Origin of the sequence: Actinokineospora xionganensis, assembly GCF_014323725.1 — a bacterium.
Taxonomy (GTDB): domain Bacteria; phylum Actinomycetota; class Actinomycetes; order Mycobacteriales; family Pseudonocardiaceae; genus Actinokineospora; species Actinokineospora xionganensis.
The window spans coordinates 37,296-50,671 of the sequence record NZ_JABVED010000014.1 but is presented as its reverse complement, the minus strand read 5'-3'; the positions used below and the strand labels follow the sequence as shown (position 1 = coordinate 50,671).

Genomic DNA, 13,376 nt, shown 5'->3' with positions numbered 1-13,376 from the left:
TCTCGGCTTGCCACGATCCGCGCATGACCCGATCCCGGTTAGCCCGGGCAGGTGCCGTTGCGCTTGCCGCGGCCTGCCTTTCAGCCGTCCCCGCCGCTGTTCCCGTCTCAGCTGAGCCCCCTCGCGCTTTTGACCTGCAAGCCCACCGCGGCGGTCTCGGGCTGCGCGTGGAAAGCACGCTCAGCGCCTTCGGCAACGCCTTCCGGCTTGGCGTGTCCACTGTGGAACTCGACGTCCAGATCACCGAGGACGACCAGGTGATGGTCACCCACGACCGCCGGGTCGACGCCCGCAAGTGCCGCGACACCGCGCCGGTCGTCGCCGGTGACCCGGAGTTCCCCTACGTCGGGAAGTTCGTCCACACGCTGTCGTTCGCCCAGGTCCGGTCCCTCGACTGCGGCTCCGTCCGGCTCGCCGACCGGCCAGGACAGGAGTTGGCACCGGGCTCGAAGATGCCGCTGCTGCGCGAGGTGTTCGCGCTGGCCGGGCGCTACGGCGCCAAGGAGGTCCGGTTCAACGTCGAGACCAAGGTCGAGGCGGGCGCCCCGCACGAGACCGCCCCGCGCGAGAAGTTCGTCCAGCTCACCGCCCGGGAGATCGCGGCGGCGGGTGTGGAGCGCCGGGTCAGCGTCCAGAGCTTCGACTGGGGCGCCCTGATGCGGATGCGCGAGGTCGCGCCGCGACTGCCGCTGGTCGCGCTGACCAACTACGACTTCCTGCAGACCGGCAAGCCCGGTGCCTCGCCTTGGCTGGGCGGCTTGGACATCGACGACTTCGGCGGCGACCCCATCGCGGCGGTGAAGTCGTTCGGGGCCACGGCGTTCTCCCCGGTGCACGGGTTTCCGCAGGGCGGTTCGGTGACCGACCCCGGCTACCGCCCGTACGTGACCCGGGAGATGGTGGACCACGCGCACCGCAACGGGATCAAGGTGATCCCGTGGACAGTCAACGACGTGCCCACCATGGCCAAGCTCCTTGACGACGGCGTCGACGGCCTGATCACCGACTACCCCGACCGCCTGCGGGGGTTGCTCGCCTCCCGGGGCTACCGCCTCCCGCGTGCCTACGGCTCACCGTTCGACGTCCAGGGCCACCGCGGTGCCCGGTCGGTCCGGCCGGAGAACACCCTGGCCGCCTTCGCCCATGCGCTGCGCAATCCCGGTGTGTCCACCTTGGAGCTGGACACCGGGGTCACCGCGGACGGTCAGGTCGTGGTGATCCATGACCGGACGGTGAACGGGTCGCATTGTGTCGACACCGCCCCTGTTTCGGCGGGTGACCCTTCGTTTCCCTATGTGGGGAAGCGGATCCACGACCTGACGCTGGCCCAGGTCAAGACGATCGACTGCGGGTCGAAGACGCTGCCGGAGTTCCCGGACCAGCAGGCCGCGCCGGGCGAGCGCATCCCGACGCTGTCGGAGGTCTTCGCCCTGGTGCGGTCGAGTGGGCGTGGTGACATCGGGTTCAACATCGAGACGAAGCTCAGCCCGACGGTGGACGACACGGCACCCTATGACGTGTTCACCCGCAAGGTTGTTGGCGAGATTGGCCGGTCTGGGTTCGCTTCTCGGACTACGTTGCAGTCGTTTGACTGGCGCACGATCATGCTGGCTCGGGAGCTGGACCCACGGGTGCGGACCGTGGCTCTGGTGTGGCAGTACGGCCCGGCCGAGTGTGCCGCGCTCGCGGATGAATGCTCGCTCCAGGCGGCCTACGGCGATCCTTCGGTGAAGAGCCCGTGGACCGGGGGACTGGACTGGTGGAAGCACCAAGACCTCGCGAAGCTGGTCCGCCAAGCGGGTGCTTCGACGGTGTCGGCCAACTGGCAGGTCCACGACCCGGCCCAGGGCAAGGTCACTTCGCCGGATTGGTACCTGCGACAGGATCCGGCGTATTTCCACGGGCCGGAGGTCGCCGGGTTGCAGCGGCGGGGGCTCAAGGTGGTGCCGTACACGGTGAACGATGAGGCGACGATGCAGCGGGTGATCGACCTTGGGGTCGATGGCCTGATCAGCGACGACCCGGATCTCCTGGTGCGGGTCGCCACCCGCAACGGCCTGCGCTGACGCGAGGTCGCGGTGACGTTTCGGGGGGTCCGAACGAACACGCCATCGAAGTCGGCAGTGTTCGTTCGAACCCCCGAAACGTCACCATCAAGGCGACCTCGCCGCGCCCCCGGAGCGGCGCCATGTCACAGTCAGGCCAAAGGCGGAGTGAAGACGTTCGGTACCTTCGCCGCAGCGGGCTTGTCCAGCAGCCACAAGGTCCGGTGGGTGCCACGAGCACCCGCGGCCGGCAGTTGAACCTCTCCCGCGCCGGACAGTGCCATCGCCACAGCGGGAGCCTTGTTCTCGCCCGTCGTCATCAGCCACACCTCGGTCGACCTGCGGGCCGCTGCCAGGGTGAGGCTGATCCGGGTCGGCGGTGGCTTCGGGCAGTTGCGCACGGCCACCACCGTCCGCTCCTTCTCATACACCGCGGGGGAACCCGGGAACACCGAGAGCGTGTGCCCTTCCTCGCCGACCCCGAGCAGGCAGATGTCGAACTTCGGGACCGGTCCGTGGTCCTCCGGCTCCGCCGCGTTCGCCAACAACTCGGCGTAGGCCGCCGCGGCGGCTTCCGGGTCGTCGCCGAACTCGCCGTCCGAAGGGGCCATCGCGTGGACCCGGTCCGGGGAGACCGGCACGTGGTCGAGCAACGCCGCTCGGGCCTGGGTCTCGTTGCGGTCGGGGTGACCCGCGGGCAGGAACCGCTCGTCACCCCAGTACAAGTCGACCTTCGACCAGTCCACCGCGTCGCGGGCGGGAGTGGCGCGCAACTGTTCCAGCACCGAGATGCCGGTGCCGCCGCCGGTCAGCACCAGCGACGCCGAGCCGGTGGCGGCCTGCACATCGACGAGCCGGGTGATCAGGCGGGCCGCCGTGGCCGCCGCCAGCAGGGCGGGGTTCGGGTAGACGACGACCTGGGGGCTGCTCATGAGGCGGACTTCCGTTTGGGCGCGGTCTTCTTCGCCACGGTGCCCGCGGCCGACGATCGGGGCTTCGAGGGCGAGCCGTTTGGCGAGGCCTTCGCGCGGCCCCCCGCCCCGGTTTTCGAGGGCGACTGTGTAGCGGAGGTTCCCGTGGGCGTTGTGGCTTTGCCGTCGGCCGCCGCGGTTTTCGAGGAGGACTTTGTCGCGGGGGTTCCCGTGGATGCCTTGGCATTGGCGTTCGCGGCGGCGGTTTTCGCCGCCACCTTCGCCGAAGGCCTCGGTGTGTTCGCCGACTGCGCCGCTACGGGCTTGCGAGCCGCCGTCGCCCGGCCGCGGGTGACCTTCGTCAGCCCGTTGAGCGTGGCCTCGTAGATCTCGTCCGCGTCGAGCCTGCGCAGCTCCTCCGACAGGCAGTCGCGCACCTCCCGACGCTGCAGCGCCACCCGGCGCGCGGGCTGGCCGGGCTGGGTCAGGGTGCCGACCTTGCCGTCCGGCCGCTGCAACTCCACCGTGCCCGACCGCCGCTCCATCGCCACCGACACGATCCCGTGCCCGTCACCGGCGTTGATCCGCTTGACCGGCACCTTCAGGAACGTCGCCAGCCACGCCGCGAGCAGGTCGGTCGACGGCGAGTCGCCGCCGCCGCTGACCGACGCCGCGGTGACCTTCTCGTACGGCGGCAGGTTCAGCGACGCCGCCAGCACCGCCCGCCACAGGGTCAGCCGGGTCCACGCCAGGTCGGTGTCGCCGTCGGCGTACTGCTTCTGCCGGGTCTGCAGGGCCTTGATCGGGTGCCGCTCGGCCGCCGAGTCGGTGATCCGTCGCTGCGCGAGCCTGCCGATCGGGTCGTCCGAGGGCCTCGCGGGCGCCTCGAACGGCCACCACGCCACCACGGGCGCGTCCGGGAGCAGCAGCGGGATCACACAGCTCGCGCCCTCGTCGGCCAACGGGCCGTAGAGGCGCAGCACGATCACCTCGCTCGCACCGGCGTCGCCGCCGATCCGGATCTGCGCGTCCAGCCGCGCCGCGGCCTTCTTCGCGCCCCGGGCCACGACGATCACCCGGCACGGGTGCTCCCGGCTGGCGTCGTTCGCCGCGTCGACCGCGTCCTCGACGCGCTCGCCGTCGTCGGTGACGATCACCAGGGTCAGCACCCGGCCCAGGGTGTTCGCGCCACCCTGCTCACGCAGGTGCACCAGCTTGGCGTTGACCTGCGAAGTCGTCGTAGAGGGCAGGTCGATGATCAAGGTCGCCTCCAGTGCCTGCCGGTCCGGGACATCATCTTGTCCGCGGATTCCGGCCCCCACGTGCCCGCGGCGTAGCCCTCAGGCTTGCCCGCGGTCTTCCAGTACTTCAGCACCGGCTCCAGGATCTCCCAGGACAGCTCGACCTCCTGGTTCACCGGGAACAGCGACGGCTCGCCGAGGAGCACGTCGAGGATCAGCCGTTCGTAGGCCTCCGGTGACGACTCGGTGAAGGCGTGCCCGTAGCTGAAGTCCATCGACACATCCCGGACCTCCATGGCGTTGCCCGGCACCTTCGAGCCGAACCGCATCGTCATGCCCTCGTCCGGCTGCACCCGCACCACCAGCGCGTTCTGCCCGAGCTCCTCAGTGGACGTCTCGTCGAAGGGCAGGTGCGGGGCGCGCTTGAACACGACCGCGATCTCCGTGACGCGACGCCCCAGCCGCTTGCCGGTGCGCAGGTAGAACGGCACCCCGGCCCACCGCCGCGTGTTCACCTCCAGGGTGATCGCGGCGAACGTCTCCGTGGTGGACGTCTTCGCGAAGCCCTCCTCCTGCAGCAGCCCGAGCACCTTCTGCCCGCCCTGCCAGCCACCCAGGTACTGCCCGCGTGCGGTGGTCTCGGCGAACGGACCGACCGGCTTGGTCGCCTCCAGCACCTTGATCTTCTCGGTGCGCAGAGCGTGCGGGTTGAAGGAGACCGGCTCCTCCATGGCGGTCAGCGCCAGCAGCTGCAACAGGTGGTTCTGGATGACGTCGCGGGCCGCGCCGATGCCGTCGTAGTACCCTGCGCGCCCGCCCAGGCCGATGTCCTCGGCCATGGTGATCTGCACGTGGTCGACGTAGTGGGAGTTCCAGATCGGCTCGAAGAGCTGGTTGGCGAAGCGCAGCGCCAACAGGTTCTGCACGGTCTCCTTGCCGAGGTAGTGGTCGATGCGGAACACCGACTCCTCGGGGAACACCTTGTTGACGACCTTGTTCAGTGCCACCGCGGAGGACAGGTCGTGGCCGAACGGTTTCTCGATGACCACCCGCCGCCACTCGTCCGGCCCGGCCGGAGTGGCCAGCCCGGCGCGGGCGAGTTGCTTGGTCACCACCGGGAACGCGCCCGGCGGGATCGACAGGTAGAACGCGTGGTTGCCGCTGGTGCCGCGCTCGCGGTCCAGGTCGGCGATGGTCGTGGCGAGGGTGTCGAACGCGGTGTCGTCGTCGAAAGTGCCCGGCACGAACCGGAAACCCTCGGCCAGCCGGTCCCACACGGCCTCACGGAACGGCGTGCGCGCGTGCTGCTTGACCGCTTCGTAGACGATCTGCCCGAAGTCCTGGTCCGCCCAGTCCCGGCGGGCGAACCCGACGAGTGAGAAGCCCGGCGGCAGCAGGCCGCGGTTGGACAGGTCGTAGATCGCGGGCATGAGCTTCTTGCGCGACAGGTCGCCGGTCACGCCGAAGATCACCAGACCGCACGGCCCCGCGATCCGCGGCAGCCGCTTGTCCCGTTCGTCCCGCAGCGGGTTCGCCCACTGCTTGGCTGTTGTCACCTGTTGACCTCCGCTAGAGCCTTGACCAGATGCGCGAGCCCCGCGGCGCGATCGGTGAAGTGCAGTCGCAGGACGGGCCTGCCGTGGTCGGCGAGGACCTGTCCGTCGCCGAGAGCTTGGGCGTGCTGCAGCACGCCGAGGGTGTAGGGGCGGTCGGGCACGGGCAGATCTTCCTCCACCGCGCCGGTGATCTGCAGGAACACGCCGTTCTGGTGTCCGCCCTTGTGGTACTGCCCGGTGGAGTGCAGGAACCGCGGCCCCCAGCCGAACGTGGTCTGCAAACCGCTGCGCCGCGCCATTTCCGAGCGCAGCAGCACGGTCGAGGCGTCGTCGAGCCGGTCGAGATAGGCCTGAATGGACACATAGCCGAACTCGGGCGCGGCGTCGAGCAGCGCGTTCAGCGCGCCCGCGAGCGAGTCGACGCCCTCGGGCAGCCAGTCGCCGGACGGGTACGCCTCGACCTGGCCGTCCACGAAGGACGGGCCGATCTCGGCTGACGCGTCGGGGGAGTCGAGCAGCGAGCGCGCCGCCTTCTTCGCCGCCTCGACGTCGGGCTGGTCGAACGGGTTGATGCCGAGCAGCCTGCCCACGATCGCGGTGGCGTACTCCCACAGCAGAATCTGCCCGCCGAGCGGCCCTGAGGTGGCGATGGCGCTCACCGGCGGGCCGATCGCGATGGGCGTCGCGTCCTCGCCCGCGTCGGCGAAGCCGGGGGAGTCGGCGTCGTCGACGACCACAGGCAGCAGACCTGTGCCGTCCTTGCCGGTGGACTCGGCGACGAGCTGTTCGGCCCAGTCGCCGAAGCCCTTGATGCCGGAGCCGGTGTCGGCGATGACGATCTTCTCCGCACCCCGCGAGTGGGCGGCGCCGAGCGCGGCGGCCAGCACCAGGGCCGGGTTGTCGAGCGTGTCGCTGGCCAGGATCCGGGCCGCCGCGGCGGCGTCGTCGAGCAGCTCGGCGATGTCCGCGCCCGCGAGCCCGGCGGGCACCAGGCCGAACGCGGTCAGCGCCGAGTAGCGTCCGCCGACGTTCGGGTTGGCCAGGAAGACCTTGCGGTAGCCCGCTTCCACCGAAGCGGCTTCCATCGGCGAGCCCGGGTCGGTGACCACGACGATGCGCGAGGCCGCGTCGATGCCCTCGTCGGCGAACGCCTGGGCGAAGATCCGCCGGTGGCTGTCGGTCTCCACAGTGGACCCCGACTTCGACGACACCACCAGCACGGTGCGGGACAGATCGCCCGCGAGCGCGTCGGCCACCTGGCCGGGGTCGGTGGTGTCGAGCACGACGAGCGGGACACCCGCCGTGCCGGTGATGACCTCGGGGGCCAGCGACGAGCCGCCCATGCCCGCGAGGACCACCCGGTCGACGCCCTCCGCGTGCAGTTCCGCGCGGAGGGCATCGATCTCGGCGAGCAGTGGGCGCGAGCTCTCGTGCAGCGTGGTCCAGGCCAGTCGGACCGCCGACTCGGCCTCGGCCTCAGGACCCCACAGCGTGGGGTCCTGAGCCGCGAGCTTCGACGCCACGGACTCGTCCACGAGTTGTTGGACGAGCGAAGCGGCTTCCTCGGTGAGCCGCTGGTCGACGATGGTTACTGCGACGGTCTCTCCGGGGTGTGCCACGTGGCGTCAGCCTTTCCTAGTGCGCCTTGTCGAGCTGTCCCTGCACTGTTTCCAGCAATTCGGTCCACGACTTCTCGAACTTGTCGACGCCCTCGGTCTCCAGGACCAGGAAGACGTCGTCGAGGTCGATCCCGACCTCGACGAGCTTGTCGAAGACCTCCTGCGCCTGCTCGGCGGTGCCGGTCACCGTGTCACCGCTGATCTTGCCGTGATCGGCGACCGCGCGCAGCGTCTTCTCGGGCATGGTGTTGACCGTGTCGGCGACGACGAGGTCGTCGACGTACATCGTGTCGCGGTATTCCGGGTTCTTGACCCCGGTCGAGGCCCACAGTGGACGCTGCGGCCGGGCGCCATCGGCGGCCAGCGCTTCCCAGCGCTCACCGCTGAAGACCTCCTGGAACGCCGCGTACGCCAGCCGCGCGTTGGCGACCGCGGCCTTGCCGCGCAGCGCACCCGCGGCTTCGCCGCGCGATGATCCAGCCTCGTCGTCGATGATCTTTTCCAGGCGCTTGTCGATCTCACTGTCCACACGGGACACGAAGAAGGACGCGACCGACTCGATCGTCTTGAGCTCGTGGCCGTTCTCCTTGGCCTGCTCCAGACCGCTCAGGTACGCCTCCATCACCGCGCGGTAGCGCTCCACGGAGAAGATCAGCGTGACGTTGACGCTGATGCCCTCGGCGAGCGTGCGCGTGATGGCGGGGATGCCCTCGATCGTGGCCGGGATCTTGACCAGCAGGTTCGGCCGGTCGACGGTCTTCCACAGGTCGGCAGCCTCGGCCACGGTGGCCTCGGTGTCGGCCGCGAGCCGCGGGTCGACCTCGATCGAGACCCTGCCGTCGACACCGTCGGAGGCCGAGTAGTGGCTGCGGAACAGGTCGCACGCGTTGCGCACGTCCGTGGTGGTCAGCTCGCGGACGGCAGCGTCGAGTGAGGCGTCGCGCGCGGCCAGCTCACGGACCTGCGAGTCGTACGCCTCGCCGTCCGAGAGTGCCCCGGCGAAAATCGTCGGGTTGGTCGTCACGCCGACGACGTGCTGGTCCCGGATCATCTCGGCGAGGTTGCCCGAGGTCAGACGCTCGCGGGACAGGTCGTCGAGCCAGATGGACACACCCGCGTCGGACAGTGCCTTCAAGTTCTCAGTCACTTCTGGCCTCCATTCGCGGTGAGGGATCGACGGGCCGCTGCCACGACCGCCTCGGTCGTGAAGCCGAACTCGCGGAACAGCGTCTGGTAGTCGGCCGACGCGCCGAAGTGCTCGATCGAGATGACCTCGCCGGTGTCGCCGACGTAGCGGTGCCACGGCTGGGCGATGCCTGCCTCGACGGCCACGCGGGCCTTGACGGTCGGCGGGATGACGGTGTCGCGGTAGGCCTGGTCCTGATCCTGGAACCACTCCATGGACGGCATGGAAACAACGCGGGTCGGGACGCCGTCGGCTTCGAGGACCTTGCGGGCCTCGACCGCGAGCTGCAGTTCCGAGCCGGTGCCGATCAGCACGACCTGCGCGGGGCCACCGGTCTCCTCGGCCAGCACGTAGCCGCCCTTGGCGACGTTGTCGCCCGCGAGTTCCTTGGTGCCTTCGAGCACCGGCAGGTTCTGCCGGGTCAGCGCGAGGCCGACCGGGGCGTCGGACTGCGACAGGATCGCCTTCCACGCCGCGGCGGTCTCGTTGGCGTCACCCGGGCGCAGCACGACCAGACCCGGGATCGCGCGCAGCGCGGCCAGGTGCTCGATCGGCTGGTGCGTCGGGCCGTCCTCGCCGAGGCCGATGGAGTCGTGCGTCCAGACGTAGGTGACCGGCAGCTTCATCAGCGCGGCGAGCCGCACTGCCGGGCGCATGTAGTCGGAGAACACCAGGAATGTGCCGCCGTAGGGGCGGGTCGGGCCGTGCAGCACGATGCCGTTGAGGATCGAGCCCATGGCGTGCTCGCGGACACCGAAGTGCAGCGTTCGGCCGTAGGGCTGCGCGTTCCAGTGCTTCGTGGCCGACTCGACCGGGCCGAACGAGTCGGCGCCGGAGATCGTGGTGTTGTTGCTCTCGGCCAGGTCGGCTGAACCGCCCCACAGCTCGGGCAGCAGGTCGCCGATCGCGTTGAGCACCTCGCCGGAGGCCTTGCGGGTGGCGACGCCCTTGGGGTCCGGGTCCCAGCTCGGCAGCGCCTCGGCGAAGCCCTCGGGCAGCTTGTAGGCGGTTGCCCGGTCCAGCAGCGCCTTGCGCTCCGGGTTGGCCCGCGCCCACTTCTCGAACTCGGTCTCCCAGTCGGCGCGGGCGGCCTTGCCGCGCTCCGCGACCTCGCGGGCGTGGGCCAGCACGGTCGGGTCGACCTCAAAAGTCTTCTCCGGGTCGAAGCCCAGGATCTTCTTGACCGCGGCGACCTCTTCCTCGCCCAGCGCGGCGCCGTGCGCCTTGCCGGTGTTCATCAGCTTCGGCGCCGGGTAGCCGATCACCGTGCGCAGCAGGATGAACGACGGCTTGCCGGTCTCCGCCTTGGCGTTCTCGATCGCCTCGAGGATGCCGGTGACGTTCTCGCCGCCGATGACCCGCTGCACGTGCCAGCCGTAGGACTCGTAGCGCATGGCCGTGTCCTCGGCCATGGCGATCTTGGTGTCGTCCTCGATCGAGATCTCGTTGTCGTCGTAGAAGACGATCAGGTTGCCCAGCTGCTGGCGGCCCGCGATCGCCGACGCCTCGGAGGTGACGCCCTCGGCGATGTCGCCGTCGGAGGCGATCACGTAGACGTGGTGATCGAAGACACTCTCGCCCGGCTTGGCCTCCGGGTCGAACAGGCCGCGCTCGCGGCGGGCGGCCATCGCCATGCCGACCGCGGAGGCCAGGCCCTGGCCCAGCGGGCCGGTGGTGATCTCCACGCCCTTGGTGTGGCCGTGCTCGGGGTGGCCCGGGGTCTTGGAGCCCCAGGTGCGCAGCGCGGCGATGTCCTCGATCTCCAGGCCGTAGCCGGAGAGGAACAGCTGCAGGTACTGGGTGAGGCTGGAGTGCCCGCAGGACAGCACGAACCGGTCGCGGCCGATCCAGTCGGGGTCGCTCGGGTCGTGGCGCATCGCGCGCTGGTAGAGCGAGTAGGCCAGCGGCGCCAGGCTCATGGCCGTGCCGGGGTGGCCGTTGCCCACGTTCTGCACGGCGTCCGCGGCGAGCACGCGGATCGTGTCGACGGCCCGCTTGTCGAGGTCGGTCCAGTCCTCGGGCAGCACCGCGGTGGTGAGTTCGGTCAATTCACTGGGTACTTCACTGACGGACACGGACTTGAGCTCCCATTTCCACGTCTGGCGGGTTCGCGGCCCATGATCACCCTTTGCCCCCGGATTCTAGATCGATACCGTAGGGGGCGACCTGGCCGGACCCGCATCCCATCCCTGGTCCGTGGTCAGCGTAGTCGTCAGGGGCCGCCGATGTGATTCGCGACCGACTTCGGCGTCCACGCCGCCACCCGATACGGGTACCCGTAGGACTCGCGGTTAACATTTCCCTCGGTGTCGCGGGCGTCCCCGTGGCGCGGACGCAACCGCCGTGACCGGCGTCTCAGCCGAGTCGCGAGCAGATCTGAGGAGCGAGATGTCGTCGGTGATACCAGTGCCCGTCGACGCCGTTCCCACGTCAGCGCCGACCCGCGGCGAGGTCTTCAAGGCCTACGTCGCCCTCACCAAGCCACGCATCATCGAGTTGCTGCTGGTCACGACCGTCCCGGCGATGCTGCTCGCAGAGCGCGGCATCCCGTCGCCGTGGCTGGTCCTGACCACGCTGTTCGGCGGCACGATGGCCGCGGGCAGCGCCAACGCGCTCAACTGCGTGGTCGACGCCGACATCGACGCGCTGATGAAGCGCACCAAGCAGCGTCCGCTGGCCCAGCACGTCGTGCCCGCCCGCAACGCGCTGATCTTCGGCCTGGTCCTGGGCGTGCTGTCGTTCGCCTGGCTGTGGGCCACCACGAACTTCCTCGCCGCGGCGATGGCCGTCGGCGCGATCCTGTTCTACGTCCTCGTCTACACGATGATCCTCAAGCGCCGCACGGCGCAGAACATCGTGTGGGGTGGCGCGGCGGGCTGCATGCCGGTGGTCATCGGCTGGTCCGCGGTCACCGGCGACATCGGCTGGCCCGCGCTGGTCATGTTCGGGGTGATCTTCTTCTGGACCCCGCCGCACTTCTGGGCGCTGGCGATGAAGTTCCGCGACGACTACGCGGCGGCCGGTGTGCCGATGCTGCCCGTGGTCGCCACCCCGCAGCAGGTGGCCAAGCAGATCGTCATCTACTCGTGGGTGATGGTCGGGTGGACGCTGCTGCTGGTGCCCGCCACCGGCTGGGTCTACACGGCGTTCGCGCTGCTGGCCGGGATGTGGTTCCTGATCTTCGCCCACCGCCTCAACGGCGCCATCCGGCGCGGCGAGCCGGGCAACCCGATGAAGCTGTTCCACCTCTCGAACAGCTACCTGACGCTGGTGTTCGTGGCCCTCGCGGTCGACTCCGCGCTATCGCTGCCCGTGACCGGGTGGCCCTTCTAAGTTCGTTTGCGCAGGTAGGCCCCGGGGTAGCCGTGGGCGGTGAGCCCGCGGACGAACGACAAGGAACTGCGCTTCGTCGTGCAGCGCCACCGCGCCCGCAGGCTGCACTACGACATGCGGCTCGAGGTCGACGGCAAGCTGGTCAGCTGGGCGGTCCCCAAGGGACCGACGCTCGACCCCAAGGCCAAGCAACTCGCGGTCCACGTCGAGGACCACTCCATCGACTACTTCGACTTCGAGTGCGTCATCCCCAGCGGCCAGTACGGCGGCGGCGACGTCATCGTCTGGGACTGGGGCACCTGGCGGCCCGCCAAGACCACCGACGCGGCTAAGGCGATCGAGTCCGGTGAGCTGCACTTCGACGTGAGCGGGGAGAAGCTGGCGGGCCGGTTCGTGCTCACCCGCTGGGACAAGGGCAAAGCGGGCAAAGAGCAGTGGCTGCTGATCCACAAGAACGACGACCACGCCTCGCCTGGCTGGGACCCTGAGGATCTGCCGCGCTCGGTGAAGACCGGCCGGACCAACGACGAGGTCGCGTCCGGCGCCGCCGACGACCTCGCGGCGCTCGACGACCTCGGGAAAGAGGGCCGGTGGTGCGTCGACGGCCGCGAGCTGCGGCTGACGAACCTGGACAAGGTCCTGTTCCCCGGTCGCGACGGTGAACCCGCGCTCACCAAGCGCGACCTCATCCGCCACCACTACCAACTCGCGCCGTACATGCTCCCGTATCTGACCGGGCGCCCGGTGAACGCGCACCGGTACCCGGATGGGGTCGACAAGCCGGGGTTCTGGCACAAAGAGGTGCCCGACCACGCGCCCGAGTGGCTCACCCAGTGGCACAACACGGCCGCCGACGCCGACGAGACACAGTGCTACGCGGTGATCGACAGCGTCGCCTCGCTGGTGTGGATGGCGAACTTCGGCGCGGTGGAGCTGCACCCCTGGACCTCCGCCCTGCCCGACGTGAACCAGCCCACCTGGGCACTGATCGACATCGACCCGGGCACCGAGACCGGATTCGACGACGTCCTTACGCTCGCCCGGCTCTACCGCACGGCGATGGAGCACCTGGGCGTGACGGCTATGCCGAAGGTCACCGGCAGGCGTGGGATCCAGATCTGGGTGCCCATCCGCGCCGGCTACACCTTCGCCGACACCCGCGAGTGGGTGCGCAAAGTATCGCGGGTGGTGGGCCGGATCGTGCCGGAGCTGGTCAGCTGGGAGTGGTACAAGGACCGCAGGCGTGGGCTGGCGCGGCTGGACTACACGCAGAACGCGATCAACAAGACGCTGGTCGCGCCGTTCAGCGCCCGGCCCCGGCCGGGGGCGCCGGTGTCGGTCCCGATCACCTGGGACGAACTCGACGACCCGGACCTGCGGCCGGACCGCTGGACCATCCGCGGCGTGGTGGAACGGGTTCGGACCGCCGGTGACCCACTGGCCGCGCTCGTCGGACAGGAGCAGGATCTGCCTGAGCTGTAGACC

Annotated in this window: 8 protein-coding genes and 2 pseudogenes; 4 read left to right on the top strand and 6 right to left on the bottom strand. The window is 69.7% G+C overall.

All coding sequences use genetic code 11. The features are described 5' to 3' along the window. Positions 1-23: 23 nt before the first annotated feature. Positions 24-1,067, top strand: a pseudogene (locus tag GPZ80_RS32915) (glycerophosphodiester phosphodiesterase family protein); the annotation flags it as partial. 36 nt (positions 1,068-1,103) lie between these two features. Then, positions 1,104-2,066 (top strand): annotated as a pseudogene (locus GPZ80_RS32910) (glycerophosphodiester phosphodiesterase family protein); the annotation flags it as partial. A 131-nt stretch (positions 2,067-2,197) separates the two neighbouring features. Here GPZ80_RS32910 and pgl read toward each other — a convergent pair. From pgl to tkt, 6 genes are read right to left on the bottom strand one after another with little or no spacing between them, the layout of a single operon-like run. Beyond that, on the bottom strand, positions 2,198-2,977 hold the full coding sequence (gene pgl, locus GPZ80_RS23090; protein ID WP_187223169.1) for a 6-phosphogluconolactonase: 780 nt from the start codon (positions 2,975-2,977) through the stop codon (positions 2,198-2,200). Next, positions 2,974-4,218, bottom strand: a complete 1,245-nt coding sequence (gene opcA / locus GPZ80_RS23085) for a glucose-6-phosphate dehydrogenase assembly protein OpcA (RefSeq protein ID WP_187223168.1) — start codon at positions 4,216-4,218, stop codon at positions 2,974-2,976. Before opcA ends, pgl begins: the two co-directional genes overlap by 4 nt. After that, on the bottom strand, positions 4,215-5,753 hold the full coding sequence (gene zwf, locus GPZ80_RS23080) for a glucose-6-phosphate dehydrogenase (RefSeq protein WP_187223167.1): 1,539 nt from the start codon (positions 5,751-5,753) through the stop codon (positions 4,215-4,217). The genes opcA and zwf overlap by 4 nt, the downstream gene beginning before the upstream one ends. Beyond that, on the bottom strand, positions 5,750-7,372 hold the full coding sequence (locus GPZ80_RS23075) for a phosphoglucose isomerase-related protein (protein WP_187223166.1): 1,623 nt from the start codon (positions 7,370-7,372) through the stop codon (positions 5,750-5,752). Before GPZ80_RS23075 ends, zwf begins: the two co-directional genes overlap by 4 nt. Positions 7,373-7,388: 16 nt before the next feature. After that, positions 7,389-8,519 (bottom strand): transaldolase, encoded by a 1,131-nt coding sequence (tal, locus tag GPZ80_RS23070; RefSeq protein ID WP_187223165.1) that lies wholly within the window; start codon positions 8,517-8,519, stop codon positions 7,389-7,391. Further along, a complete protein-coding gene (tkt, locus tag GPZ80_RS23065; RefSeq protein WP_187223164.1) occupies positions 8,516-10,606 on the bottom strand; it encodes a transketolase in 2,091 nt (696 codons plus the stop codon). The genes tal and tkt overlap by 4 nt, the downstream gene beginning before the upstream one ends. Before the next feature lie 340 nt (positions 10,607-10,946). Between tkt and GPZ80_RS23060 the strand changes: the two genes are divergently transcribed. Together GPZ80_RS23060 and GPZ80_RS23055 are read left to right on the top strand one after the other, a co-directional pair. Further along, positions 10,947-11,891: a heme o synthase gene (locus GPZ80_RS23060; RefSeq protein WP_187223163.1), complete on the top strand. Its 945-nt coding sequence runs from the start codon at positions 10,947-10,949 to the stop codon at positions 11,889-11,891. Between the two features lie 39 nt (positions 11,892-11,930). After that, positions 11,931-13,373: a DNA polymerase domain-containing protein gene (locus tag GPZ80_RS23055; RefSeq protein ID WP_187223162.1), complete on the top strand. Its 1,443-nt coding sequence runs from the start codon at positions 11,931-11,933 to the stop codon at positions 13,371-13,373. Positions 13,374-13,376 lie beyond the last annotated feature (3 nt).

What these genes read in the sequence shown, in the direction of transcription:
- pgl (WP_187223169.1), bottom strand. Translation starts at nt 2,977, where the DNA reads ATGAGCAGCCCCCAGGTCGTCGTCTACCCGAACCCCGCCCTGCTGGCG.
- GPZ80_RS23060 (WP_187223163.1), top strand. Translation starts at nt 10,947, where the DNA reads ATGTCGTCGGTGATACCAGTGCCCGTCGACGCCGTTCCCACGTCAGCG.